This is a genomic window from Rhodococcus sp. D-46 (genome assembly GCF_011290655.1).
In the GTDB taxonomy this organism is placed as follows: Bacteria; Actinomycetota; Actinomycetes; order Mycobacteriales; family Mycobacteriaceae; genus Rhodococcus_F; species Rhodococcus_F qingshengii.
Window position 1 is genome coordinate 1 of the sequence record NZ_JAANTF010000017.1, and the last position, 25,534, is coordinate 25,534.

Consider the following 25,534-nt stretch of genomic DNA (forward strand, 5'->3'; position numbering starts at 1 on the left):
CCGCGCCGACAGGTCCGTGCGCGGCAGGGCAACATCCAGTGAAACTGTCATACCCACACTATAGACAAGCGTGGCCTTCTGTCACAAGTGGCGACTTGTCTATCGATCAACGTGTCCGGTCAGTACATCTAGCAGGCGAAGCCACCCGCATCAGCAACCGAATCCGTGGCTTGCTGACCAGTATTCACCCAGCCTTGGAACGCGTCCTCGGCCCTCGAATTGCCCACCCTGCAGTGCTGGAGATCTTGTCTCGATGCGGTGGCCCGACCGGAATACGAGACGCCGGCACCCGCAAAATCACCACGATTGCCACCAAACACGCACCACGCATGGGTACGCGATTGGTCGCCGACGTCCACGCCGCACTCGAGACACAAACCGTCATCGTTCCGGGAACGACAGCTGCCGAGATCGTGTTGCCGAAATTGGCCGACTCATTGAAAACCATTCTTCAGCAACGCAAATCAATCAGCGACGACGTGGAGAGGATGCTCGATGACCACCCTCTTTCCCGGGTCCTGACCTCCATGCCCGGCATCGGGGTCAGGACCGGCGCACGGATCTTGCTCGAGGTCGGTGACGGTTCAGCATTCGCCTCAGCCGCTCACCTCGCCGCCTACGCCGGGATCGCACCGGTGACCCACCGCTCGGGGACGTCGATCCGAGGGGAACACCCCGCCCGATCAGGTAATCGCAAACTCAAACGCGCCCTGTTCCTCTCGGCGTTCGCCGCGCTGCACGACACCGCCAGCCGCACCTACTACGACCGAAAACGAGCCGAAGGAAAGAAGCACAACGCCGCCCTCATCTGCCTAGCCAGACGCCGCTGCGATGTTCTCTACGCCATGCTCAAGAACCATGAACCCTACCGATCAAACGCCGCGACCGCCGCTTGACGAAAACAATAGGGACACCCCCCGAGGCGACGGTCGAGCAGATACTCGCCTCGAACGTTCGGCAGATCCTGGTGCCGCCGACGGAAGAATCGATCGAAGCCACATTGATCGAGAAGCGGCGATCACGCGACGCCACCGGTGGAATGTATCCACTCTCGCTCCCACAACACCTAAGCCTGTACTCGAATGCCGGCGATATTCGCGTGGTGGCCGGTTTCGGGGGCACTTCGGGGACGGGAAGTTTCATCTGCACTTTCGCCGACGAATCTCGGATCACACTGGCATTGAACCTCGTTCAAGGGCTGACTGATATCTGGGATGCCCCCACAGCGGTCCTCTACCGGCGAGCTGAGTCGCGGGTTCAGAGTTACGTGCCCGGCGGTGCGACGATCGGCAGCTGCACCTATTTGGGTCAAGAGTTCCCCGTCGACGAAACCCAGCTCCCGCCCACCGTGGAGGCCCTTCCGTATCGTGACGGCACCGTGGTCATCCAGCGTGATCTGTCCGCGCCGTTGACTGCCGATGACATCCGCAGCATCCGTGCCGCGGCGGGCCTGCCCACCGAACGACGGGAAATCACGCTACCGAAAGGCTCACGACTGGTGTTATAGATCTTCGTAGCGCTGAAGCGGGAGCTGCCCTGCCGGAACGACTCTCACCGCATGGCCGCAGATTGACGGACTTGCCGGGGATATCTTGAGGGGCGACCTGGTGTTCGTGAGGGGTTCCATAGCGATCGCCATCAGGGTGGGGAGCGGGTTCTTCAGAGGCAACGTATCCCCGAGAACGCTGACGCGTTCACCGTTGTCGAATCTCCGATTCTTGTGATCTGACTCTCAAGTAAGGAGTGCCGGTTGCTACTTGTTTGCAGGATATCGTTGACTGGATGTCCAGAACCCGACAATCCGGGTTACACGTTGCGCAATGCGCGGCGTGGTGCAGCCACGACGAGGAGTCCACGATGAAGAAAACACTCGCGGCGTTGGTGCTCGCTGCGACAGTGCTCCTTCCCGCCGTGGCAGGCTGCAGCAGCAACGAAAGCGTGTCCTCCGCTATCTCGGAGTCGGACACACAGAGTTACCGAGGTACCGAATTCGTCAGCGAACCAAAAGAAGTCGGACCACCGAAATGGTCTGTCCTCAAACCTGACGGCTGGACGCCGGGAGGGATGATTCTCCCCGGTACCGACGACATTCTCACCTTCCAGACGCCGAAGACGGCTACCGCGCTCGGATCGATGGACTTCGCTGGATTCTCTGCGAAGAACGCGCCTGACCCTGGTCTCAGCGCTGCCGATTTCCTGCAGATGGAAGTCGATGCGATGACCGCACCGGCCTCGGGCGCCGACAGGTCAACGCGGCCCACCACAGTAGGTGGATACGAGGCCATGATCATCGAGTCCCGCCAGGAACTGTTCGAAGGCGTCTGGAGCCGCTCGAAGTCGACAGGCGTAGTAGTCCCTCGCACCGACGGTAAGGGATTGGCGATCGTCGTCTTGACCACCTCGACATCGGACGAGGCCGACCAGCAACTGATCGACGACGTCGAACAGCTTCACAGCACCATCAAGATTCTCTGAAAAGGGCGGCGACCATGTTCGACTTGATCGGTGAGCTGACATTCCCGGACACCACCGCTTTCACTGACGAGCAGCTCGACTTGGTGACTCGCAGCGCCGAAGCGGGCGACGTCGGCGCCATGGTTACGGTGGCTGGGGTGATGTGTTCGCGTGACGATTTCGGCGGGGGCGCAGTGTGGTTCACCCGCGCAGCAGAGGCTGGTAGCTCCATCTCCATGTTCTGGATGGGACTTATCTCGATGCGAGCAGATGACTTCGTCGCCGCGAGAACGTGGTTCGAGGCAGCGAACAACGCCGGAGATACGCGCGCTCACGACATGATCCTTCGACTTCCGATGATGATGGTCAGCGACGACCCCGAGGTAACCCGGACCGCAGCACAGGCAGGTGATCCGGACGCGATGTACAAGCACGGTCGCGATCTGAGTGTCGACGGACATCGCGACGAAAGTTTCGACTGGGTGCGTAAAGCGGCCGAGGCGGGTCAGGTCGACGCGATGACCGAAGTCGGTGCCCAGCTTCTCGATACCGACCAACGCACCGGGCTCGCGTGGTTGGAGAGGGCTGCCAGCGCCGGTCACATCCGGGCGGCGAACCTTTTGGGCGGTCATTTCATCAAGGCGCGTGTGCACGGCCGGGCGCGGGTGTGGTTGGAGAAGTCAGCCGCAGCGGGTAGCGGTGAAGCGATGTACCTGCTGTCGGCGTCGTATCTGGCAAGTGGGGACACGGAGAAGGGGCGGCGTTGGATGACAGCTTCGGCTGATGCCGGGTACGCGCGGGCTGAGCAGTTGCTGAAGGAGAAGGGCTACCCCCGTCCCTGACTGGGCTACACGAATCACCGACCGGAACAAGCGGCCCCTGAACCGACACGACAAACCGGGCTACACGCCCACCGACCACCGCATTCGGGACCGATGAAGGAGCCGCGCCATGACTGATCCGTACGAGGATCTCCCGGAGGCGCTGTATGCGCAGTGGGAGCGGCGATGGGGTTCCGTCGCCTTCCTGGGCGTGATGATCATGTGCGTTATCGTCGGCGTCGGGGCGATCGTGATGTACGAGGCCACATCCACCGCCCCGTACGCACTCGGTATCACCGGTGCGCTGTGCGGCATCTTAGCCGGTGTTTCCATGTTGACCGTGGCGGCGCTGCGTCCGAGAGCGGCAGATGTGTCCGGCGTGGTCGGCGGCGGCGGAACGTTCACTCTCACGGCAGCGCGGCAGTGGGCGGCGGCGGGTTGGCTGTGGTTGGCGATGCTCGGTCTGGGATTGCTGTTCCTCGGCATTGGCCTGAATTACGCCAGCCGCGCCGACACTACGAACGGCCGAACCGATCTGGTGATCGGTTCTTTCAACACCAACTGGTGGATGGTGATGAGCGCGTTCGCCCTCGCGGTCACCCCCTTCATCTCGTTGCGGTACCTCGGCGCGTTCCGCATATCGATCGATGACGACGGGATGCAGATGGAACTCGGCCGCGCCTATCGCGGCTACCTCCGCTGGTGTGACGTGCAGACAGTGCAACGAGCTGCGCGCGGGCAGTACGCGATCGATATCATGCTCAAACCCGATGTCCGGGTGGAGAACACCTCGCCCGGTTCGCCGCTCTTTCGCCTCGGGCCGGGAATCATCACCGAAGACTCACCGTTCCAGACCGGCTACGTGCACCTCGAGTGCGGCGGATGGACAGGTGCCGAGAGCACGCTGATCGAGGAGATTGTTCATCACGCGCGCGCCGCCAGTACGGAAGCATGACAACCCCTGAGCCCCACCCCTGCCGTCCGGTGTGGGAGCCGCAGTGGCCGCAGAACGTGTACTGGCTTGCTGCCGGGTTCGCCCTGATCTTGACGGCGTGCACCCCGGCGATGTTTGCGCTTGCGGTCGCGGTGTCCTTGTCGCGGACGGACTCGACGGGCGCGTTGGCTGTCAGCTATTTCGGTCTTGTCGTGGTGATGGCGGTGGGGTCGGCGCAGTTCTGGCGGTTGGCGGGACTCCGTTTCCTTGCGCGGCGTCCGCACCTCGGGGTGCACGTCGACGGCGCCGGGACTGTGAGCGTCGTCAAACCCCGGATGCTCATTGTTCCGGGAGTCATCGGACTGTCAGGGTGTTTCGTGTGCTGCGCGGCGCTTGCCTGGGCGTGGTGGATGGGCTGGCCCTCGGCGTCCATTCCGGAGGGCGATGGCCGGAAGGAGGCAGCGTGGGCCGCCTCCTTCGCGGCGTTGGCGCTGGTGGGGTTGATCCTCGTCGCGATAACGAAAGTGACGGTCACAGTGCACTTCACCGCGGAGGGCATCGTGGCGGAGGAACGCCGCGCTGCCCTGATCTGGGACCGTCGATCGGTGTTGCGGGCGCGGTGGAACGAAATCGAGGCGATCCTCCCGGACACTATCGTCACACGGCACAGCATCTTCACATCACGATTGCCGGTCGTCGACTTCCAGGTCGGGGACGGCGCGCAGGTGCAGGGACCGCCGTGGGCATACAGCAGGATGAGGAATTATCGACTTGCGTTGCACAAACTGGCGGTGGAGCCCAATGTGTTCCTCGCGGTGCTTCGTCAGTTGCACGAGAACCCGGAGTGTCGCCGGCACCTGGCTGATCCCGCGTTTCGTGAGATATTCACCATCCCGCCGTTGCACCAGCGCTGGCGACGGCTCGCCTCCGCATCTTGAAATGTTCTGTGCTGCAGGGCGCCCTAATGGACAGCAGGAGCATCGGTTGTCGTGGCCGTCCTTGGTTCGTCCATCTCTCCGAAGATTGCCACACTGCGCACACCTGCCATATCCGCAGCCGCCTACCACCCCTTCCTCGCGACGCTGCTCGCGACGCTCAAAGGGGGTCTCAGTAGAGTCCAGGTCATGGCAAACAGGTCCGAACGCCGCGGGCAGAATCAATCGGCTGGCAGATATCGGACGCCCAACGGTCTTCAGTACAACGAGTTCGTCGGCAAACTCGGCCCCTCGAAGGGCAACGCCCATACTGAACTCCACGTGCGCTACGGCCAGCGTGATGGCCAGTACCTCGACTGGTCGATCGCGCTGTCGCTGCGTGTGGGCGGCATCGAGGAGATTCGACGGAATGGCGCGCTGCCACTGGAGCGACGCCGCTTGGAGACTGTCGAAGTCAAAGGGTCAACCATCCGGCAGTTGGTATTCGATCCCGATGACCCGTCGGCTTCTCCGAAGGAGTCTGTGCTGACATACCTCTCGTCAGGTGACCACGTCCGGGTCGATGCCGCCTATGACCGGGTGATGCATGACATGAGTATCGGTTGGGCGCAGAAGCACGAGGGTGCTGCCGCCGATAGACACACTCAGGCAATGTTCGCGTTCGCCCAGAAAGAGCGCGATCCTGCGTTCCGTAGCCACGGCCTCGACTGGGTGTCGAATACTCTGATCTCGCTGGAAGAAGACCAGGCCGACGAGGCGATCGTCGACCGCGGAACCAGTTATTTCAACGGCCGCCCGACCACTGCAGGAATCATGCGCGCTAACGGGCGGATGCAGTTCATCAAAATTGGCGTCCCTCGGGGTCCAGGCGAGGCGGATCCCGCAGGCGGTGATTCAGAGAAACTCACGGCGTCCGGGGCACTCAATATGGGCATGCTGGTGGATTCGATATACGCCGACAAGGACTGGGCTGACGGCGTCAACTCAATTCTGGGTGACGACCGGTCGTGATCACTTTTGGCCAAGATGCTCCTTCACCACCTAAGTCTCCCACCTGCAAATGCCGGGGGGGAGGCGTCTCGTACCGATATGCCGACCGCTCGACACCGGCCCAAGCAAATCACCGCCGGTGTGAGGGGACACCAGTATGCCCAGTGTCTGACGAGCGGGATAGGTTGTCTTCTCATGAGCGAATACACGGGCCCCGTTCCGATCTCAACCACGGACGGGCAATGGAAGGTCGGCGTCGCGGGGTCAGAGACTGGCAAGCAGATCGACGTCGAACTGTCGCTGTACCGGACTGACACGAATGAAGGCTTCCTCGAACGCCAGGTCTTCGAGTTCCTTCCATCAGCGGCACGGAAGATCGGTGAGATGCTGATCGAGTCCGCGGATGCCAAGGATTCCGAGTACCCAAGTCAACCGAATCGGTAGGGAAACCCGCCACACGTTCCAACTTTCGTGGCACCGGGACGATCTCGTTGAATCCGAGACCTGCTCTGCGAAGAGAATTCTCTCAGCCCACTGCCTGGGGCATTCTCGGATGCCTCGGGCGACTTGCCGTCTCAAGCGTCAAGCCGTCACATTTTTGCTACATAACCACTATTATGTAGCAAAATGAGTGCGGGGCTGACCCCACTCCCCGTGCTGTCTACGAGAGGCCCCGAACTGTGACCACCTCTCTCGACGTCGCGTTCGATACCTTCATGATCTGGCGCAAGGGTGGAACCATGTCCACCCACACCGCTGAGGCTTACCGCCACGATTTTGTCGGCATCGCTGATGCCCTCGCCGTCGACGTGGCCGTTCCGATCGAGCGCCTGACGACAGCCGTCCTCGACAAGGATCACTTGCGCCGTGCGTTCGCCCGGTTCGCCGAAACCCGCGCTCCGGCGAGCGTGCGGCGTTGCTGGTCGACGTGGAACACGTTGTGCGGCTTCTGGTGTACCGAGGATGTCCTCGAAGCCAACCCGATGTCGACGGTTCGGCGGCCGGCGATGTCCAAGCGGCAGCCGTCGTCGTTCGACGGTCAGGCTGTCGTGAGATTGTTGGCCGCAGTGGGTGATCCGGAGGATACGCATGCTCGGGCCTGGCCGGAGCGTGATCTGGCGATCGTACTCACCTCCCTTCTGACCGGCTGCCGGCTGGCCGAACTCGTCGGCCTCGACATCCGAGATCTGCGCGATGTGGACGGCGCCAACGGCGCGAAAGCGGTACGCGTGCGAGGAAAGGGAGACAAGGATCGCACCGTCACGATCGAAGCTGGCCTGGTCGACGTACTCGGTGAGTACCTCGCGTCGCGGGCGATCCGTTTTCCTCACACCGGTCGCGTACGCGCACGATCTGATTCCACACCGTGGACCCGTTTCCGGGCGACCGATCCCCTGTTCGTCGGCCCGGACGGTGCCCGCGTGTCGAGATCGCTGGTGCAATACCGCACCAAACGGGCGTACATCCGGGCCGGTATTGAGGACCAGAAGGTGCGCGGAGCTCTGGTGCACCAGTTGCGGCACACTTTCGCCACCGGTCTTGCGGACCAAGGTGTCTCGGTTTACGAGTTGCGGCAGATGCTCGGGCATTCGTCGATTCAAACGACGTCTCGCTACACCGCGGCAGCCGGGCAGGAGACACGCGTCGCCGCAGCGGCGAACCCCGTCTACAAGATGCTCGAGTAGAACTCGTCCACGTCGACCCACTCCGACGTCGAGCGGCCGTACGATTCACCGGTGACGCGATCCCCCGCCCTACCCGTGCACATCGGGTGTGCAGCTCCCTCCGAGCAGCCAGACACACCGGCCAGGAAGCATTCGGCGACCGGTGGCGACACTGATCAGCAGACACCGATTAGTGCCGCCGCGATCGACTGGGATCAACTAGATGTTGAGCCGCGGTGGCTAGGACAAGAATCTGCCGATTGCGTGGCCGCGATCGAACCACGCATCTTTGACCGTAGTGGTGGCGGATGCTGCTAGCCGAGAGACCCCTCGACGCAACTGGTTTCGTACCCACTTTAGTAAAAACGAGGGCTGATGGACACGTGACTTCGAGCAGTTCCCCCCCTGCGCGAGGTACCGGCCTCGTGAACCGAAAAGGGCGCCTTCCACAACTGTTGATCACGCCGCTTACGCGCTCGCCGTGACGGTAGGAAAACGCTCAGGTCATCGATGCAGCGAGCTGAACATCGATCGGTGCGCAGATGGATCGCCAGGATTGCCGCGAAATGTATTGCGCGGGTGAGGAATAGTCCGCTGACACCCTGATTGATCCGTATGATGTGTGTATGGATCAACGGTTACCGGTGGGCGTGTCCTTACTTGTTCGTACCGATTTTTCGGACGACAGGCTGTGGCAGGAAGTTTTGCAGTAGAGCGAGACGGTTCGGTCACTGCTATTGCTGACCAGCGCCTGCGACGGCGTTGATGCAGGTCCGCCTAGTTCGGTGTTGTTGATGTATATGCGTTGTTCGTTGTGCTTCGTGAAATGCTTTGGCGCCAAAGCAGTTACTTCGATCTCAGTCGGCCACGGCTAGCAGGGTCAAACGCCGGTGCATGCGGTACCGAGCTGAACGCCGCCCTCCCACAGCGTGTTACAGACCGATGCCACGGGGGTCAGGTAAGAGCGACCCATCCGGAACACGCCGGAGTACTGGCGCCCGCCGCCGTACTGGTTCTGTTCGTCGATCACTTGACCTTGGAAGCCAAGCATCCGTACTTGCTGGCGCGGATTCTGGACTCCGCCGACAGAATTGAAGTTCGCCCGGAAGGTGAAGGACTGCTGGCTGGACTTGTTTTCGATATTTGCCGCGACATATCCAGTGCAATTTTGGATACAGGTCGTTCCGAACGGCTGGATGACAGGATCTTCGAGTGTTGACATCCCCGGGGCCGGGGCGCCAACACCAGGTGGTGGTGGTGGCGTTTCCGCCGGCTGTGCGAGAGCCGGACCACCGATCAAACCGATTGCGGCAGTGAGCGAGACAACTGCAAGTGACCTGCGCATTGTTTGTTCCCTTCGAATGATGTTCTCTGGCGGGACATCACGACCATAACAACGAAACCATCGCGCGTGGTCGGTTTTCGGAGAATTGGTAAAGAGGTTCAAAAGTCTGGCGAAATCTGCAGGGGCTTAGGATGTTTCATCACCATTTAGTGCTCTGACCTGGTCGATCTGGTCCGCAATCGACCGCAGAATGCGCGCTTCCTGGCCGAGTTTGAGCGTCCCGTAATCCGTCAGGCGGATCCAAGATCGGGACCTTCGTCCGTTGTACGTCTTCCTCACGGCGATGATTCCTGCCTCCGCCAAGACGTCCAGATGCCGCCCGAGGTTTCCATCGGTGAGATCGAGTGACGTTCGGAGGAACGAAAAATCGACCTCCACGCCACCGCCCAACAACATCAGGATCGACAGTCGAGTGCGCTGATGAACGACCTCGTCGAGACTCTCCCCTACTGTTCCTTTATCGGACAATTGAAGTGAGCCTTTGGTTCTCATCCAGCATTGACCAGACTGCCGTCGCGATCACAACCACCGCAAATGCGGTCGTAATGTAGGCCGAGACCTGCATTGACCGTGTCGTCTCTACAATTCCGACAATCTGCCGCACGGCAGCCGCGGAGGTGACCAGCCCAAGCACGAATCCGACCGCCGACATTCCCCAAACGAGCTGACTTCTCTCGCGCCAGCCAAGCCAGAAAAAGCCCACGCTGAGCAACGTCAGGGCACCGAAATTCGATGAAGCGACAAGCAGTCCGGCGACCGTAGCGGCCAGCGATAACAGGAACAGCACGCCATACCCGATCCGGTATCCGCGTACGCCGAGCCGCGAGGATCGCATCGCTGTCACAGCCCAGAGGCCTCCAAAAGTCAGCGGTACCACGAGTGCGATGAAACCGTTCTGACTCGCACTCTCACCGAATATCCACACAAGACCTATGAGCAACGAACCCGACCCGTAGGCAAAGAGATTCGTCGAGTTCACTCGACGCCTGAGTTGAACTGACATCGCGAGGGCCGCGAGTTGATCAGTGCCTGCCGAATTCGAATCCTCAGCCTTTGTCATTTCTTTACTCTGCGCCGCAGAGTGTCCTCTGTCAACTACCTGACACTTGGCCGACACGTACGAGATCTGGAGCGCCCCAGGGGTGAGATCGACTGGCATTGACGACATAGGCGGTCGAGCCTCAAGCTCAGTCATGCTTCAATCCAAGTATCTCCGAGTGAGCGCAGTGGCAGTTGTATCCGCGGCTGCGCTTTTCCTGCTGGTGGAGGGCATTGTTGGTGGCCACTGGATCCAGATCTTGTGGATCACTTTGGTCGTGGTTGGTTGGATCGCCTGGTGGCGCGAAAAGAGAAACCCCGCATCGGTACGAAGTGGCTTTGGGTCACGACCCTGGATTCTTGGCCGAGTTTGTGCGGGTGCAGCATTAGGCGTCGTCGGGGTCGCGCTGCTGATTACTCAAGATGCGCTTTTCATCCGTATCTCCGGCGGTCTCCTCATCGCGTCGTCTGCCTGCTTTGGAGTTGCTCTGCACTACAGATGGCAGTCGGGGGAACAAACTCTTGGCCCGCACATCGACTAGCCAACTTTTACTTGAGACCTTGTGGATAGTTGTGCGCTACATCAGGTCATCTCTCATTCGATCGTTACTGGCCGGGGGCAGGGCGCCGCTTGCTGTAGGGCGGCATTGTCATGCGTCCAGTGAACGAGGCTTTGTAAGGGTGCAGGGCCTCACCTGGCCATTCGCTGATATTGACTACGCGGTCGTGTAGATGTGATCGTGACACCACCGCGCCCTCGGACTTGACCACCTGACTGACGCGACCAGGAGACAACGCGGCTGCCTCAGCGATAAGAGCCTGGCTAAGTCCGGAGCTGCGAGCGATCTTCATCGCGTCCGCAAGGAGCGCTTCGACCTCATCGGATAGTCCACGGAGCGCGTGTAAGAGGCGTGCAAGTTCCTCGACATCCTCAAGGGCCTTCTGTCGATCATCGTCATTCACGAGCATAAGTTTATCGGGCTAACGTTAAGGTTGTCGGTGTGGAAACCGCTGTTGACGGTCCTCTTTCGGCGTCTGATCGCCGAACGTGCTGGGTATCCACGCCGAGACCATTAAGGGTTTCGACGTGCGGGATGCCCGGCGAGACTGGCGAGAGGGATCATGATGGACTATCCACTGATCTGGTGGCTCATGCCCGCCTGGCTCATTCCGGACTACATCAGGCAAGGAATTCTCGATAACGCTCCATGCTGGCTTGGTGGGTACTGCCGATAGATGCCGTAGGGGACGTTGAGATGTTGGATCTGGAGTTGTTTGTCGGCCCATCGTTTGCTGCCATGATTCGTGCGGCAGTGGCATGGCTCCAGTTCGTCGGAGATCTCTGACTGATTTGTGCGACTAACGCCTCAAGCGATCGGGAACCCACACGAAGTCGTGCGGTCATGCGTCGAGAGCGAGGGTCCGGTAAGGCTGCAATGCTTCGCCCGGCCATTCACCGATCCCACCGACGAATCTGCGCTACCAGAGAGTTGTCTGGGTGGGTGTGAGACCTGCGTTTCCTCGTGGTGCTCGTCGCTGCGTCTTCCGGCCGGACGCGCGCGCGATGTCGGCCTCTGGGATTCCGGCTTGTCGGGCCATTTCGATGTCGTGGGTGGGATCGACGCGTGCTGCGGTGGCGATTGCGATTTTGACCAGAAGGTGTCGTCGGAGTCGCTCGCGTCCATCTGCGGACTCTCGTGCGTTCCACTGGTTTTTCCATTCGGCGCTGCCGGGTGCCGGCGCGGATTCGACGCGATTGGCGAGGCGTTCGAGCAGCACGTCGAGTGACTCCAGCAGAGCGTCACATGCCTCTGCTACAGCCTCATCTCTGATGCCGTCGACCCGCATGACCGCAGCGTATCGAACACACGGCGCGCCCGCTGGGAGGTGAACTGTGGGCCGCTATTGCGTTTCGCTGGCCCCGCTGTCGACTACCCGGTTATGCAGCGCGATTCGAATGTCTTTCATTGACGAGGCTTCGGCTGTGCGCCACCCAGCGGGAGGGAGTTTCTTGCGGCTTGGGCTGAGTTCGGATGGTGCCCAGCGGATTCCCTCGGGTGCCCTCCGCGGCTCACTGCGTAGTTTTCTTTAGCACGCCCTGCCCGTCGGCTGACAGGTTGTGCCTACCCAACAGTTCGTCAGCGTGCGCCTTCTGATCGTTGTACTTCGCGGTAGTACTGATCTCGAGCAGCATGGCGCGTATCGGAATGTCCTCGACGAGGTACAGCTCTTCGAACACGGACTGGATGTGCCAGTACGCGTTTCCCTCAAGGCCGTCACTGTCGAGGTAGCGCAGGCATTCGTAGAGACCTTCGGTGCCGTATTGCTTGATCAACGCCTCCGCTGCGATTTCCCTCGGGGCGAGATTGGTCGGGAAGCGCAGCCCCTCGGCGAGAATCAGCCAGTCCTGCTCGCCGGTCGCGTTCTCGACGAACCACCGCAACCCGGCTTTTGCGGATGCCCAGTCGCCTCGGCCAATTTCGGTGAGGGCCTCCTCCCGGATTTGTGCGGCTGCTCGTTCACTCGCCGGCGGCGTTGCGGCAGGAACTGCACCGGCGGAACCCAGGTCTACTGCCGGTGCTGCGGCCGCAGTCCGCGGTCTCGCTGCCTGCCGGCGGAGCTTGGACGCTGCAACGAAGTGAAAACCTGCCACCAGGATCAAACCCATGCCGGCGATGGTTGTCCGGGTGCTGCCCATGGTGAGGAAGCTGATTGCCGCCGCGAGGCCGATTGTTCCGAAGATGGTGCGGGCGACCCAGCCGGGTTTGCTGGTGTCCTTCACCGGCGCGGTGCCGTGGATCTGTGGGGTAACCGAACTTTCCCTGTGGGACATGGCTATCCCTTCACCTCGGGCGGAGGCGGATCGCCGGGGAGGATGGGAGATTTCGGGAAGTACCATTCACCGTCGTCACCTTCGATGGGTCCGAAGTTCTCACTGAACCGTGGTGTCCGATTCATCTTCCTTTGCTCGGGCGGGATCGCGGCCTGAAATTTGCGCTTAGCGTCGAGCCTCTTCACGGTCTTTCGCTGTTCCTTCGACAACCTGAATTCACCACTGCGGTCGGTCCTCTCGACATCACCTCGGACATAAATCCAAGCGATGAAACCCGCACAGATAGCGAAGATCCCCGACACGACCGTCCACGCGTTCAGAGCGAACCCAGTCAACACGACGCCCGCAACGAACACCATCGCCCCGACCGCTACACCGGTGTAGAGCTGCTTCGTCATGCCATCTCCTGTCTTCCCTTGCCCGATATGTGCAGCTGATCGTTTCAGCGTTGAGTGGTGGAGCGGTCAGTGTTGAAAGGTGCTCCGCCCACACGGATGTCGATCACTACGCGGCGCTCGTCGAGCACCAGATCGACCGGGGTCGGGTGTCTGAGTACCTCGTCGAGTACGGCTGCGGCGCGCGAACCTTGTACCAGCGTGAAGTCTCCGCGATCAGAGGTGCCGATGAACCCACCTGCCGCGTCAATCACGGTGACGTTGCGGACCAAGGGATTTCCGAGGTCTGTGATGGTCAAACATTGCGGGAGCGTGCATGAGTCGTATCCCACAGTGAGGCAGCGGGAGTGCCGCCGACGCTTCCTCCGGCTACGGGTATGGCTGGAAACGGGCTCAGCCCGAGCCCCAACCAGTAGTCGCGGGTAGCGGTGTTGGCCTGATCCCACTGCGCACTGTCTACAATGCCGCCGACCCAGCCTCCGGCAATCGCGCCGATCGAGAACGGTGTCTGAGAGGTTTCAAGGAGGGTCGTGGGTAGCCCATCGCGCGCCCAGAAGGCCTCGGTGGTGGTATGTCGGGCGGGTAGAGGGATTTCGGAGGACGGGCACCGGTCTTGATCGCCGCCGATCCCGACCCAGATCAGCCGAGGTGCTTTTCTGCGACGCCCCCGGCGTTCGGTGGGGTCGTTGAAACCGCGGATCCAATGTCGGCCTATGGCATCGGTAATCGGCGTTCCCTGCGGGGCGGTGCGTAACTGGGCGGCACAGTCATAGACGCGCCCGCGGTTGAGTGCTGTGTTGAATTCACTTTCATCGCTGGTCATCGACCCCCCTGTGAGTATTCATGTTCAATCTAGACCTGCGGCACAACGGCTCTCGCCTATGGCCGACTGCTAGTCGAATTCTAGTGGCTACGGTCTTCTTGCTGGCGCCAGGAAATGGAACTTCCTGAAATGCGAGCGTGTCTACTGTCATGAATCAATAACCTCCATACCTTTCACGCTGCGATGTCGTGGCGAATGTTGTCTAGAACCTGCGTCAACGCGGAACTTCCGATGCTGTAGGAGTTGAATCTGCGCACGCATTTGGCGGCGCGGTCCGCAGCCTCGTTGAGCCGATCCCCATCGTGGCCCTTGACCCACTTGAACGAGACTTGTCTGCCGGCGGAGGCATTGTGGATTCGTCGTACGACCGATGAGATGTAGCGATCTGTGTGCAGTTCGCCGCACCGATTGCGAGCGTCGAGTTCAGTTGGCGTCAGCCCAATTAGGCCGATCGCATCTCGACTGTCGGTTCGAATCACCAGGTGCTTCTGGGCAAAGGTTTTCAGAGCCAGCTCGATCGCGAGAAGCTCGGCGACGATCGGAGTGTTGGGTGCGTCGGGCTTGTAGGTTGCGTGCAGTTCGGTATCGGTTGCCACACCCATTCCGCAGCCCAATCTGGTCGCCGAGACCGAGCCATCGGTGTAAACGACCAGCGGCCGTCGCATTTCCAGATTTCGTGCCGTACGAGCGTCGAGTTGGCCGGCGGCGTCATAGAGCAGGCGGAGGCGGGAGCCGAGCTGGTCGTAGAGGTTGGTTGCGAAGACCGCCTGTGAGAATGAGGCTGCGCTCTCGATCAGCATGTCGCGGACGTGCCGGTCACTGATGTACACAAGCAGTTCTCGATTCGCGGCGTTCGCGCGTTCGTAGAGGTCAGCGAAGATGTCGAGGACGCTGGCCCGCCAGCTTTCGGAAGCGTTGCTGGATGAGATCGCTTTCTGGGTGAGCGGGTCGCCTGCGTCGGCAAGTATTCCGGTGATGATCTTGTGGTCGACACCGAGTGAGTAGTGCGGGTTCACGACTCGGATTACAGCGGTCAGTGGATTGTTCAGCTGCGGTACGGCACCGCCGGCACGCAATTGCAGGGGCGTAGGGGCATTCATCATCGTTCCAATCTGTGATCTCGTGTTGGTGATGCAATGACGGTACGAAGGGCCCTTCCGCCGTGCGGCACCGCGAATGAAGGCCCGACACCGTGCGGCAGGCCGCTGACGGGTGGTAGTTGCGTGCGCAGTGTTTCACCGAACACCGGAACCGGCCTTCCTACAGTGGCAATCACACCAGTGATCACCGCGCTCACGCGGACAACGTAGGGAGCTTCAACAATGGCTGCATCGGTCGTGCGCTACACCGACGACAGCCGCCGACTGTTCATGTCGACGGTGGCGAAAAAGGTCGAGAACGAGGTTTCGGAGGGTGCCTGCGCCGGGCCGTGGCTGCTGTCTCTGAACATCAAAGACGCAGTACAGGTCGCACCTGGCCCCAACAACACCGAGAGGCACCTGTGCGGGCTGATCGACCCCAACGATGCACGTGCGGTTGTAGCCGCCGACCCGGACAACCTTCGCTCTCTCGCTAGGGCGATGCGCGAAGCTGCTGACAATGCTGATACTCCGGGACCGATAGTCGATTCGCTGTTCGACGTCGCGAAACGGTGGGATACCGCGATGGTACTGCGCTGCTCGGGTGTGCTGCTGGAGTTGCGGGATCCACCCATGAGCGCGCAGCCGACGGCACCGCGTAGCGATCAGTCGCAGCACACGGCGTCTCCGAAGAATGTTGTTCCGCAGCAGAATTCGCCGGCGGCACCTGCGCCGACGATTGCACCCGCACCTGCAAATCCACCGAAACCTGCTCCTGCAGAAGCGATGACTCCTACGGCTCCCCCTGCAGCGTCATCGACTGAAGCCGTGGCCACCGAAGACCCCTGGGGCTGATCGAACGTGCCACCACGAACACGGGCACGTAGTAGACCTCGAAAGGCCCCGCCTGCGAAACGTATGGAAGTGCCCTCCGTCGCGCGTGGGCAGAGGGTCTGGGTTCTCGACGGTGTTCCCTACCGAGCGACACCTCCCGGCGCTCACTACTACCCGGGAATTCGCGCGCATGCCTATGTCGGGGAGACCTTGCCGGAAAGATTGCAGGTCTACGCATCCAAGCCGTACAGCTACGCGCGGTGGATCGAGGACGAAATCAACGGTGTGCGAGGGCCGGGCGCGAGGGCCGCCCCGAAGACCCCTACGGCCATGCAGATTTCCGGCGCCAAAGCGATCGCCACCGCGTACAAGAGTGGCTACCGAGGCATACTGCTCGGCGACGATATGGGGTGCGGAAAGACTGGTACGGCAGTGCTTGCCGCCAAGGCGATTTGCCATCTCGGCGGCGGCGACACGATCTTGATCACGGTGGACCGACCGGCGCAGATCACAATCGGTGCCTGGCGTGATGCGATCGCTTCATTCGGTGGAGATGGCGGCTTTCGCTGGTTGATCATGTCGCCTGACCAGCTGAAGAAACTCCTTGGAAAGAATGGACAGCCGAAGCAAGTATTCGCCGTCGTGATCAACGACGAGGCACAGCAATTTCGACACATCACAACTCAACGCACGCAGTACATGCGGCGGATCAACAAACTCTCTTCACCACCACAGCAGGCCCCATTTGTACTGTCGGTGACAGCCACACCCGGACACCACCCGGGCGAATACACTTATCTGTCGTCGCTGCTCGCTCAGATCCACGGGGAGCGCCCACAGCAGTGGGCCGACCTCGGCGCCAGGCTCGCCGAAATGGGTTTGCCGCTCGAACCGGGTTGGGAGAAAGGTAAGTGGCAGTGGACCGCTGACGCGAAGGAATCCACGACGACACAGAATCAGGCGGTGACGAGGGTCCGCCGCTGGATGGAGGACACGAACCCGCCAGTGCTGCTGCACCGCGATGCACCTTGGGGGCCCGCTCCCCTTGACGGGCTCCCTGTGGAATTCACACCTGCGCAATGGGCGTCATACCACCAGGATTGGGGAGAGTTTCGTGCCGAGATGCGACTTGCTCGTACCGGTCAGGACACGGCCCGCGGTCGCGCCGCGTTGATGCGGTTTCGGCAGAAGGCGAGCCTGCTACGGGCACCCCAGACTGCGGAGTTGGTGGCTGCGACAGTGGAACGCGGATATCAGGTGCTCGTGGCTGTCGAACTGACCACTACTGCTGCTGCTCCTGTTGCCGATCTCCTCGAGGAACAAGGGCTGGGTGTTTCTCGCATCTTTGGTGGTGGAGATCTCGAGACTGAGCGGATGTCGTTCCAGGTGGGTCGCAACCCTGTCGTGGTTTTCAACACCACTTCGGCAATTAATCTGCAAGCCCGGGAAATGTTTGTGGATGGGACGCGAGCGAGCGCGACTCCGAGGATTGGGTTCTTTCATCAGCCGCGGTATTCCGGGATCGCAGCGCGCCAGACAATCGGTCGAGCACACCGTGACGGGCAAGTTTGCCCGTGGTCTGTCATCTATTCAGCCGACACCGTCGAAGAGGATGCAGCCCGTACGATGATCAACAGATTGGTAGTGACATCGACGAGTGTGAATGGCGATACCAGCGCACTGGGGGCCATTTCGAAGCTGTTCGGAGCGGACTGGCTACCTGACAGTTTTTTCGAATAGCGAACAAATTGCCATCATGTGGTCGGTTTTTATCCAGGTACGTTGTCGATTGACGACTTACATGCCTATCATGAAGCTGCCTCCCCTTTTGGGGAGGCCGAAAATCGCGAGTGCGGTACCGGGACGTTTATTCGGGCGTCTTTCAACGGTTGCCCTCGCGTCGCGTCCCCTGATGGATGTGGAGCATCTCCGATAGGCGTGATGGCCCGCAATAGCGGGCCATTCGCATATCTGCACCATGCCGCGAACCTCGGAGCACCGGAACCGGCCAGGCAACAATGATGCGGATACCTCGTCGGAAGGACTACGCGTCATGTGTAAGGCCAAGCCGGGCCGCCGCTGCCCCAAGTGCCGCGGCGCAGCCGTGACAGCGCAACGTAGCGCGCTTGCCCGTGCCCAAGCCAGATATGCGGCGGCTACGAACAAATCCGCTGCGGACCGGGACGCTCTGGGATTAGAGGTTCGGTCCTCCGCGCGGGAGCTAATCATGAGGCAAACCGAGCTCGATTCGACGGACGAGGTCCGAGCTCAGTTGGAATCGGAGATCAACAGACGTGTCGAAGCAGATCCGAAAGATCCAGAACTGGCAAAGCTGTCGAAGAGGCTCATCGAAGGCAGGCTGATGGACGAGTACCGGCGAGAACAAGTCGCAGCCATGCCGGCCCGGCCAACTCACCCCGCGGCAGTCGAGGCGTACCGAGAACTCGGAGACGCTCGATACGACATGGCCAGGGCGAAGGTGAGAATGGACATCAACGGCGACAACCCTGCTGAATGGAACCACTGGTCCCGTGAGCACTTCAAGTGCGCTGAGGCTGCCAATACTGCCGCCGCACGCATGCACGTGATCGAAGCAGCTCAAGATGGTAGGGCGTGGCAGGCACTGTCGAACGGGGACCGCATTGCGGTGCGTCAGGAACTTGCAGAGGGCGGCTCCTTCACTACGCCAGCTGCGCCTCGGCCTATCGACGAGATCCTTCACGACTACGCAGATCGGTCCGAAGGATACGAGCCGCTCCCTGATCCGCTCGACTACGCCGCTCACGCACCGTTCGCCGGCTTTATTGGGCCCGTCCGGAAGCCACCCATCACGCAAACTGCGACCAAGGCACCAGCGACTGAGGAAACTGCGACCAAGCGAACAGCGAAGGAAACTGCGCCCAAGCGGACAGCGAACAAGCGGACAGCGACCGAGCAGAAACGCCGCAGAAGCGAACGTAGCCGTGACGCTCGACGCATGCTCGCATCGATCCGATCGACGTCCGGCAAAATCAACCCGGATAGATTGGCAACCAAAGCCGGGGTAAACCCGTCCGGAGGATCTGGCCAACACGCGGACTCTCTCGACTGCACCGGGATGCTTTTGCTGTTAGAACTGCTACCGACCAAGTGAAGGAGCTCCACCCGTGGCCATGTCCAGAACCTCCCTGACCGTCGCACTCCTCGGTGTGACGGCCGTGGTCCTGTCCGCCTGCGGTGGAAGCACCGAAGAAACCCCCGGTGGTAGTGGAACCTCGTCGGCCGGAGGTGCGAGTCAGTCGAATGCCGGCACACCGAGCCTTCCTGCACCGCTTGCAGACTTTGCAGCTCTCGCGACGACAGCAAGCAAAGACGCCTGCAGCAGCGACATCACCGACCCGGTTACCGAGATCATCAGATATCAGTACGAGAAGGCAGGCAACGACGTCAGTTCACTGAAGGTCGAGACCAGCAAGGGGATTGGCCCCGGGAACTTGAACAGCTGCACGTTCAGTCTCTCCGGAAGCTCGACGTGGAATGTGCCCACGGTATCGGTCACAGTACTTCCTGCGGCTGACAACCCGCTGTCCACCACTGTTGACGACCTCGGGCGGCTTGCACCGATCGAGCCAGCGCCGGCAGGCCTTGACATTCAAAGGCCTTGTAACGACAGCGATGTACTGAACCCGGCCGCACCCTGCAGTCCTACCCGCATCGCCTATGACCAGGCCGGACTGATCACGGAAGAGGTCATTGCGGCGACTGGCAAGACGTTCCTCGACCCGTCGACGACTGTCGGTAAAGCACCCGACTCCGGATATCGCAAAGTCAACGCCACGACCGGCAGCACGAAAGACCAAATCAACGCGACGAGAGTGGTCGGAGACGACTGGCTGTTGTACGCCCGGATCGCCCCGAGTCAGTTGAACAATCAGGCCCCGGCACTCGACGCGTACTTTGTCAGCACGGACATCACCGGCGGCGGCGACCCCGACAGCAGTAGCGGCCCCGCCGCAGATCTCACAATGGCGATCAGTGACTACTTCCGCGCCGGAACTTCGACGTTGCCGAAGGGCAGCGTCAGCTAGCCCATCCCGGGGCGTAACGGAAAGGAACTGCCATGCAGGTAGTGCTCGGGTTCATTGCGTTGGCGATGACCGTATGGCTGATCCGACGCGTCTGGAACTCAGGAGCTGCACGATCCCTGATGTACCTCGCCGGAGCGCTCGCACCGCTGGCTCTTACTTATTTCGGCTGGAGCGACCAGCACGGGGGCATGTGGGTGGCATGGCCGTTCTACGCGGTCGGCGTCGCAGTTCTCGCGCGCCAGTTGGAACTGCTGTCCAGACGGCTACCTGCGCACCGCCCCAAACCCGAAATCGCGACATGGGCGACATCGAATGTTGGATCAGCCGCGGCTTACTTGGGCGGCAGCAGATAGTCGACAACCACCGCCAAGTCCGCGATGAACTCTGCTGGCCTACCCAGCGTCGGCAACGACCGCAGGTAACTTGCGATATGAGGGCCCGCAACGATCTGCACTTGCGTTTGGAATCCGTCTTCGGTGGCGACGTCCATCGGCCCGCTGGCAAAGTTCATCGTCGCGCCATGAACGGCGAGCACAGTCGGAGTAACCAATCGATCTGGCGGCATCGCCAGTAGATCGTCGATGCACGCAGCTTCGAACACCGACGATTCGGCGATGAACGTCGCGTCCCGCCCGTTCAGAGTCCAGCTGTGCTCACCTGTTGCTGCGCCGAACAGTTCGTCGATCTGCCGGCGCTCCGGAGTGTGGCCGACATCGCCGCTGTAGGTCAGGACACCATTGCGGTGCTTCGAATCCACTACGAGAACCCCTGGGGGGCCGATTACCACGTGATCTACGTCAGCGTTGGTTCCTGGGAGCGAGCGCGAATGTAGGACGGTCCATTCCGGGCCGAGACGGGCGAGTTCGGCGGCCGTCTGTTGCTCTGCGCTGATCCCGGCCTGCAAGTTGTGCGCATCCATAGAGGGGGGCTCGACGAACCCGATCAGATTCCGCGCCAAGTTGCTTCCAGGATTCATCGGGATCCCAGATCGCTTCGATGCCCGCCGCGCAGCTATCACCGTCCCCACGTCGATGCTGAGAGCGGCGGCAGCACCAGTACCAACCAAAGCCAAACTGATCGCGGCGGCATGTCCGAGTACGCCAGCCATGGCAACGCACACCGGAACACACCACTGTGCGGCGACGACAGAGGGCGTGCGAGGAAACCGCAACCTACGTGACGTGCCGACGATCCACGTTGCCACCGCGATAGCACCGACCGCGACGAGCTGTCCGACACCGATCCCGAAATGAACCCCCACTGCCACGGTGGTGCCTGCCGCTGCGACCATCGACGCCACCATGACGGCGGCTCCGTACAAAGACACCGCGTAGTTCAACCCGGCGGCGCCGAGGACCGCGACGGTCAGAATCCACGCTCCGACCTCAGCGTCGGCGACGAAACCTGTGATCACGGCAGCGGCACCGCACACACCCAACACAATCGCCGAGACGCGAATTGCGCTGCGGTTACGGCGGTATCGTTGTTGTTCCCGCTCGATTCCGCGCAGGCTTCGTGCAGCGGACTCGACAGGATCGCTTTTCGTCGACCCAGTGCGGTCAAGCGCGCGTCTGCTGATACTCATGCGGACCACGCTAAACCGTCGAGTTCCGTATCTCCCCACGGTTCCATCGTCTTCCAAGCGTGAGGCGCAGCAGTCGCCACGATCAGTGGCTCCGACTCGAGTATCGACCAGCCCATGGAGTCGCATGAAAACCATTGTCCGTCGATCTTGACGACGTCCCCTACTGACAGCGAGCGCAGGCCGTGGATCTTTCGGTACGCCACGGCGGCTTTGGAAGTCTCTCCGACGTTGAATTCGTCGAACAACAAGCCGAGAGCTTGGATAGCCGTTATGCCCGTGGGGATCTCGGCATTGAACACGACAACCATTGGCTGCCCCGGCTGGTAGCCGAAGAACCCGAGGTGGCGACCTTCCTGGTCGACCGCAGCGTTGTGCAGGATGGATGCGGTTCGAGTGCTCATGGTGGATCCTTCCGATCACGGGGCGAGCTGACATCCATCACGGTATGAAAGGCTCAATCCCAGTGCGGCACGGCTTGTTCGCCGATCCGTCACCGCTGCAAGGTCTGCGCCACTCTCCAACCATCGGGAGTGTTTTCCAGCGAAACGACCAGATAGATCGGTGCCAGTTTCTGCGTGCTGTATTGAGTGCGTGTGGTCTGTTGCACCGTCACATATCGCAACGCGAAGGTGTCGTCCGGGGGCCTCTGCTGAGGTATGACCTGCGCTTGCGCCGATACGAGAGTATTGCTGTCCGCCCAACGATCCCAGGTGCGGCCAGGGCCCGTCGGTGGGTCGTAATTGTATGCGCCGGCGGCCATCTTCTCGTTGAGCAGTGGGGCAGCGCGGAGCATGGCGGCATTCTGGTTGAGATCCACCCGAGGCAGATACGTGTACATGGCCGCGATCGCGGCCTCCGCGACGGCATCGGGATCGTGGACGTCGATCGTCGTGATGTCGATAGGCGACAGCGACCGGGGCAACTCCTCTGTGGGTGTGGCAGCCACGGTTGTTGTTGTGGTCTCATCTGGATCTGAAGTGCTCCCGTTGCTGCATCCCCCGAGAATCGGAAACATCAGGATCAGTGCTGCTGCCGAAGCGACGCGTAGTCGGTTTCTCATCCGTACCTCCGAATGTTTTCTGCTTTCGACAGGTCGAAGTTGTTGATGGACACGCTCTGTCCGAAGGTGGGTGCCTCGATGACTTTGCCGTCCCCGACCCAGATCGCGACGTGGCCGGTTCCGTTGGAAAACACAGCGTCGCCAGGCTGAATGTCCTTGACGTCGATTGTCTTTCCTTGTGACAGCTGCGCCCAGGTGTTTCCGGTCGCTGTCGCTTTGCCGTTCGATGCCCGTGCGGTAGCGAACTCGACGAGTCCGGAGCAGTCGAACCCTGGCGTGCCCGGGTTCTCGGGATGTGAAATACCCATTGTCGGACCATTCGGGTCGCCACCACCCCACACATAGGGCTTTCCCATCTGGGTCATGGCGGCTTCGACGACGCTGCGGCCGAATTGGGAACCACCAGTGAAGTTGACCAACTGCACTTCGGAAGTTGGGGCAGTACCAGCTTGCGAGTACTTCTCGTACTTGGCGCGCACGCTTGGTACATACGCCTGGGTCTGCCCGTAGGGGGGCACTCCCCCGTATTGCATAACTGCGCCCTCACCCGCGTTGTATCCAGCGGCTGCCAAGTCGAGCAGGTCACCGCGGATCTCACCGCTGGCGATCTTGGGTTTCAAGAGGTCCGCGATGTAGCACAGGTAGTGCCCCGCAGAGAGAATCGAGTCGTACGCGTTGAATGGGTCCGGCGCATTGGGGGCTTCTTTCTTGCCGTTCCGATCCAGGCCTGAGTCTTTCCCCATTGACGTCCATGTGTCCGGCATGAACTGGGTCATGCCCTGAGCGCCACCGGAATTGACGCCGTCCCCGCCGCTGGTGACCAGCGGATTCCATCCGGATTCCTGCTCGATGATCGCGGCGATGAAGGCTGGCGGTATATCAGCACAGATCGATCCGGCTTCGGTGATGATCTGGACGTACTCGGGTGGCACCAGCCCAGGTGCCAACCCCATGTTGACAACACCTGACGCACAATTTGGGTTCGTTGTGGCCGAGGTAAGCCGGGAAGTCGCTCCGGACTGTGCGTCAGCGCTGGTCCACAGGGCGGCAACGGTGTCGACAGCGGCCTGTTCCCACGACACGAACTGATCACGCAGACTTGCCCGTTCGGGCATGACACCGATGATCACGTCAGCGATCGGTTGAGTTGCCCAATCCGGATGGGCTTCGCCGTAAGTCTTCAACTTCCCGAAGAACTGCTTGGCCGCGTACTTCGGATTGATCAGATTGTCGATTTTCGAATCGCCAAGCGGGCGTTCGGCAAAAACGCCGACCGGTTCGTTGCCGTTGCGAGGTTGCGATATGAAATTCGTGGATTGGCCACTGAGCGCTGTGGCGATAACCGCGGCACGGCCGGCGGGGTCCAATCCTGATTCGCGTGCCGACGAGATCAGCGCGGCTACGTTGGCCTGTTGTTCGTTGTTGAGTGTTTGTTCTTGTTGTGCGCCGCCGTCCAAGGGGTACGGCCGCATCGCGGCGAGATCAGCTTCCGAAGCTTTCGAATCGGGGGCCCCGGTTGACGGCTGGGATTCGGACGGGGGTGGGGCATTTGGTTGCGCGCTGGCGCCGTCCTGGAACTTCTTCAACCACGGCATCGGGTCGACACCTTGTCCGGCCATCCACCCACCCGGGTACATACCCAAGTGGAGGTGAGCGCCTGTGCTCCACCCTGCGCTGCCGACGTCCCCGATGTGCTGCCCTGCGGTGACATGATCGCCTGGTTTGACGAAAACATGCCCGTCGTACATATGCCCATAGAGCGAGTCGACGATCTGACCGCCGACGTTGTGGCGGATCACGATCCAGTTTCCGTATCCGCTCGCAGGTCCGGCCTCGCGGACCTCACCATCACCGACCGAGTAGATCGGTGCGCCCTCGATACCCGGTGCTGCCAGATCGGCTCCGTCGTGACTGTTTGTGCCGACCCCGATTTCGCGATATCCGAACGGACTCGAGACGACCATGTTCTTTTCGTCGAGTGGCAACCCGAGGACACCGGCCGCTCCCCCGGGCCCGCCTTGGGTGACCCGAGGAACTGAGAAATCGGTGCATGACCCGTTCTGCGCTGTGCCAGCGGCACCCATCGCTGCGGTGGTACCGCTCAGCAGTCCGAGGAACGACATGGAGACGATGAAGGTCAGAATCATCCACATCGAAATCAGCGCGAGGGCGCCTCCACCGAACAGAACCAGTCGCTGCGTCTTCTTCTGTCGTTCCGCTTTGCTGTCCGTCGGTTTCGGGATGATCCGATACAGGAACGAGGCAGTGCCGCCGGTCGATGCTGCGAGGGCGGTCTCCACTGAGCGGTTGACCGCTTTGCCTGCAGTGTCTTTCGCTTTGCCGGCGGCGGCCTTCATCGACCCGGCGGGTCCATTGGGCTGTTCACGGTCTCCCTGACGGCCACGTCGCGGAGTGCTACCGCCGCGGCCAGCGGGTGTGGCAATGTTTCCTCGTTGACCGGAGGGCCTGATCGGTGGTGATCCTGCTACTTCTGGTCGCCGTGCGCTGTTCGACGGTGACGGTGTTGCCGCGTTAGGTGGTGGCGGTGTTCTGCCGGCGGCTCGCTTCTGTGCCCCTGGTGCTGCACGGTCCCCGGTGGTGTTCCCCCCGACTCCGCGCGGGTTGCCTCCGGTTCCACCTGTTCTACGGCCGGCCGCACCTGCCGCCTTTTTTGCTC

27 protein-coding genes and 1 pseudogene are annotated in these 25,534 nt (G+C 61.1%); 15 read left to right on the forward strand and 13 right to left on the reverse strand.

What is annotated here, in order from left to right; all coding sequences use genetic code 11:
• Nucleotides 1-128: 128 nt before the first annotated feature.
• From G9U53_RS31650 to G9U53_RS31690, 9 genes and pseudogenes are all read left to right on the forward strand, one after another.
• Nucleotides 129-896: pseudogene (locus tag G9U53_RS31650) on the forward strand (IS110 family transposase); the annotation flags it as partial.
• Complete coding sequence (locus G9U53_RS31655; protein ID WP_165639885.1) at nt 893-1,507, forward strand: hypothetical protein; 615 nt, start codon at nt 893-895, stop codon at nt 1,505-1,507. The pseudogene G9U53_RS31650 and the gene G9U53_RS31655, both read left to right, overlap by 4 nt.
• A gap of 350 nt (nt 1,508-1,857) precedes the next feature.
• Nucleotides 1,858-2,475, forward strand: coding sequence for a hypothetical protein (locus tag G9U53_RS31660; RefSeq protein WP_165639886.1), 618 nt, complete (start codon nt 1,858-1,860; stop codon nt 2,473-2,475).
• A gap of 14 nt (nt 2,476-2,489) precedes the next feature.
• A complete protein-coding gene (locus G9U53_RS31665; RefSeq protein ID WP_165639887.1) occupies nt 2,490-3,296 on the forward strand; it encodes a tetratricopeptide repeat protein in 807 nt (268 codons plus the stop codon).
• Nucleotides 3,297-3,405: 109 nt separating this feature from the next.
• Nucleotides 3,406-4,230 (forward strand): hypothetical protein, encoded by an 825-nt coding sequence (locus G9U53_RS31670; protein WP_165639888.1) that lies wholly within the window; start codon nt 3,406-3,408, stop codon nt 4,228-4,230.
• Nucleotides 4,227-5,147 (forward strand): hypothetical protein, encoded by a 921-nt coding sequence (locus G9U53_RS31675; protein WP_165639889.1) that lies wholly within the window; start codon nt 4,227-4,229, stop codon nt 5,145-5,147. Before G9U53_RS31670 ends, G9U53_RS31675 begins: the two co-directional genes overlap by 4 nt.
• A 318-nt stretch (nt 5,148-5,465) precedes the next feature.
• On the forward strand, nt 5,466-6,155 hold the full coding sequence (locus G9U53_RS31680; protein ID WP_165639890.1) for a hypothetical protein: 690 nt from the start codon (nt 5,466-5,468) through the stop codon (nt 6,153-6,155).
• Nucleotides 6,156-6,329: 174 nt separating this feature from the next.
• Entirely contained in the window at nt 6,330-6,578 is a 249-nt protein-coding gene (locus G9U53_RS31685; protein ID WP_165639891.1) for a hypothetical protein, read from the forward strand.
• 236 nt (nt 6,579-6,814) lie between these two features.
• Nucleotides 6,815-7,819 (forward strand): tyrosine-type recombinase/integrase, encoded by a 1,005-nt coding sequence (locus tag G9U53_RS31690; RefSeq protein WP_347570844.1) that lies wholly within the window; start codon nt 6,815-6,817, stop codon nt 7,817-7,819.
• 859 nt (nt 7,820-8,678) lie between these two features.
• Here G9U53_RS31690 and G9U53_RS31695 read toward each other — a convergent pair.
• The 3 genes from G9U53_RS31695 to G9U53_RS31705 all read right to left on the reverse strand — a co-directional run bounded on the left by G9U53_RS31695 (nt 8,679) and on the right by G9U53_RS31705 (nt 10,203).
• The gene (locus G9U53_RS31695; RefSeq protein ID WP_165639892.1) at nt 8,679-9,143 is read right to left on the reverse strand and encodes a hypothetical protein; all 465 of its coding nucleotides are present in this window, start codon (nt 9,141-9,143) and stop codon (nt 8,679-8,681) included.
• Between the two features lie 126 nt (nt 9,144-9,269).
• Nucleotides 9,270-9,611 (reverse strand): transcriptional regulator, encoded by a 342-nt coding sequence (locus G9U53_RS31700; RefSeq protein ID WP_242692861.1) that lies wholly within the window; start codon nt 9,609-9,611, stop codon nt 9,270-9,272.
• The gene (locus G9U53_RS31705) at nt 9,601-10,203 is read right to left on the reverse strand and encodes a hypothetical protein (RefSeq protein ID WP_165639894.1); all 603 of its coding nucleotides are present in this window, start codon (nt 10,201-10,203) and stop codon (nt 9,601-9,603) included. Before G9U53_RS31705 ends, G9U53_RS31700 begins: the two co-directional genes overlap by 11 nt.
• 157 nt (nt 10,204-10,360) lie before the next feature.
• On the opposite strand from G9U53_RS31705, the gene G9U53_RS31710 reads away from it, so the two are divergent.
• Nucleotides 10,361-10,723, forward strand: a complete 363-nt coding sequence (locus G9U53_RS31710; protein ID WP_165639895.1) for a hypothetical protein — start codon at nt 10,361-10,363, stop codon at nt 10,721-10,723.
• A gap of 937 nt (nt 10,724-11,660) precedes the next feature.
• Here the strand turns inward: G9U53_RS31710 and G9U53_RS31715 are convergent.
• From G9U53_RS31715 to G9U53_RS31740, 6 genes are all read right to left on the reverse strand, one after another.
• Nucleotides 11,661-12,029 carry a hypothetical protein gene (locus G9U53_RS31715; RefSeq protein ID WP_165639896.1) on the reverse strand — a complete coding sequence of 123 codons (369 nt, stop codon included), beginning with the start codon at nt 12,027-12,029 and terminating at the stop codon, nt 11,661-11,663.
• Nucleotides 12,030-12,252: 223 nt separating this feature from the next.
• Nucleotides 12,253-13,014 (reverse strand): hypothetical protein, encoded by a 762-nt coding sequence (locus G9U53_RS31720; RefSeq protein WP_165639897.1) that lies wholly within the window; start codon nt 13,012-13,014, stop codon nt 12,253-12,255.
• Between the two features lie 2 nt (nt 13,015-13,016).
• Entirely contained in the window at nt 13,017-13,412 is a 396-nt protein-coding gene (locus G9U53_RS31725) for a hypothetical protein (RefSeq protein WP_165639884.1), read from the reverse strand.
• 44 nt (nt 13,413-13,456) lie between these two features.
• Nucleotides 13,457-13,708 (reverse strand): hypothetical protein, encoded by a 252-nt coding sequence (locus G9U53_RS31730; protein ID WP_165639898.1) that lies wholly within the window; start codon nt 13,706-13,708, stop codon nt 13,457-13,459.
• Nucleotides 13,705-14,232, reverse strand: coding sequence for a hypothetical protein (locus G9U53_RS31735; RefSeq protein WP_165639899.1), 528 nt, complete (start codon nt 14,230-14,232; stop codon nt 13,705-13,707). The genes G9U53_RS31730 and G9U53_RS31735 overlap by 4 nt, the downstream gene beginning before the upstream one ends.
• 173 nt (nt 14,233-14,405) lie before the next feature.
• Nucleotides 14,406-15,335 carry a ribonuclease H family protein gene (locus G9U53_RS31740; RefSeq protein WP_165639900.1) on the reverse strand — a complete coding sequence of 310 codons (930 nt, stop codon included), beginning with the start codon at nt 15,333-15,335 and terminating at the stop codon, nt 14,406-14,408.
• 219 nt (nt 15,336-15,554) lie between these two features.
• On the opposite strand from G9U53_RS31740, the gene G9U53_RS31745 reads away from it, so the two are divergent.
• From G9U53_RS31745 to G9U53_RS31765, 5 genes are all read left to right on the forward strand, one after another.
• Nucleotides 15,555-16,166: a hypothetical protein gene (locus tag G9U53_RS31745; protein ID WP_165639901.1), complete on the forward strand. Its 612-nt coding sequence runs from the start codon at nt 15,555-15,557 to the stop codon at nt 16,164-16,166.
• 63 nt (nt 16,167-16,229) lie between these two features.
• Nucleotides 16,230-17,885 carry a DEAD/DEAH box helicase family protein gene (locus G9U53_RS31750; protein WP_242692862.1) on the forward strand — a complete coding sequence of 552 codons (1,656 nt, stop codon included), beginning with the start codon at nt 16,230-16,232 and terminating at the stop codon, nt 17,883-17,885.
• Nucleotides 17,886-18,372: 487 nt separating this feature from the next.
• Nucleotides 18,373-19,278 carry a hypothetical protein gene (locus G9U53_RS31755; RefSeq protein ID WP_165639903.1) on the forward strand — a complete coding sequence of 302 codons (906 nt, stop codon included), beginning with the start codon at nt 18,373-18,375 and terminating at the stop codon, nt 19,276-19,278.
• Between the two features lie 13 nt (nt 19,279-19,291).
• The gene (locus tag G9U53_RS31760; RefSeq protein ID WP_207624759.1) at nt 19,292-20,212 is read left to right on the forward strand and encodes a hypothetical protein; all 921 of its coding nucleotides are present in this window, start codon (nt 19,292-19,294) and stop codon (nt 20,210-20,212) included.
• Between the two features lie 32 nt (nt 20,213-20,244).
• Nucleotides 20,245-20,565 carry a hypothetical protein gene (locus G9U53_RS31765; RefSeq protein ID WP_165639905.1) on the forward strand — a complete coding sequence of 107 codons (321 nt, stop codon included), beginning with the start codon at nt 20,245-20,247 and terminating at the stop codon, nt 20,563-20,565.
• On the opposite strand, the gene G9U53_RS31770 is transcribed toward G9U53_RS31765, so the two are convergent.
• The 4 genes from G9U53_RS31770 to G9U53_RS31785 all read right to left on the reverse strand — a co-directional run bounded on the left by G9U53_RS31770 (nt 20,544) and on the right by G9U53_RS31785 (nt 25,214).
• Nucleotides 20,544-21,797, reverse strand: a complete 1,254-nt coding sequence (locus G9U53_RS31770; RefSeq protein WP_165639906.1) for a nuclease-related domain-containing protein — start codon at nt 21,795-21,797, stop codon at nt 20,544-20,546. The genes G9U53_RS31765 and G9U53_RS31770 overlap by 22 nt on opposite strands.
• Nucleotides 21,794-22,198, reverse strand: coding sequence for a hypothetical protein (locus G9U53_RS31775; protein WP_165639907.1), 405 nt, complete (start codon nt 22,196-22,198; stop codon nt 21,794-21,796). The genes G9U53_RS31770 and G9U53_RS31775 overlap by 4 nt, the downstream gene beginning before the upstream one ends.
• A gap of 89 nt (nt 22,199-22,287) precedes the next feature.
• A complete protein-coding gene (locus G9U53_RS31780) occupies nt 22,288-22,857 on the reverse strand; it encodes a hypothetical protein (protein ID WP_165639908.1) in 570 nt (189 codons plus the stop codon).
• Nucleotides 22,854-25,214: a peptidoglycan DD-metalloendopeptidase family protein gene (locus G9U53_RS31785; RefSeq protein WP_165639909.1), complete on the reverse strand. Its 2,361-nt coding sequence runs from the start codon at nt 25,212-25,214 to the stop codon at nt 22,854-22,856. Before G9U53_RS31785 ends, G9U53_RS31780 begins: the two co-directional genes overlap by 4 nt.
• Nucleotides 25,215-25,534: the final 320 nt, after the last annotated feature.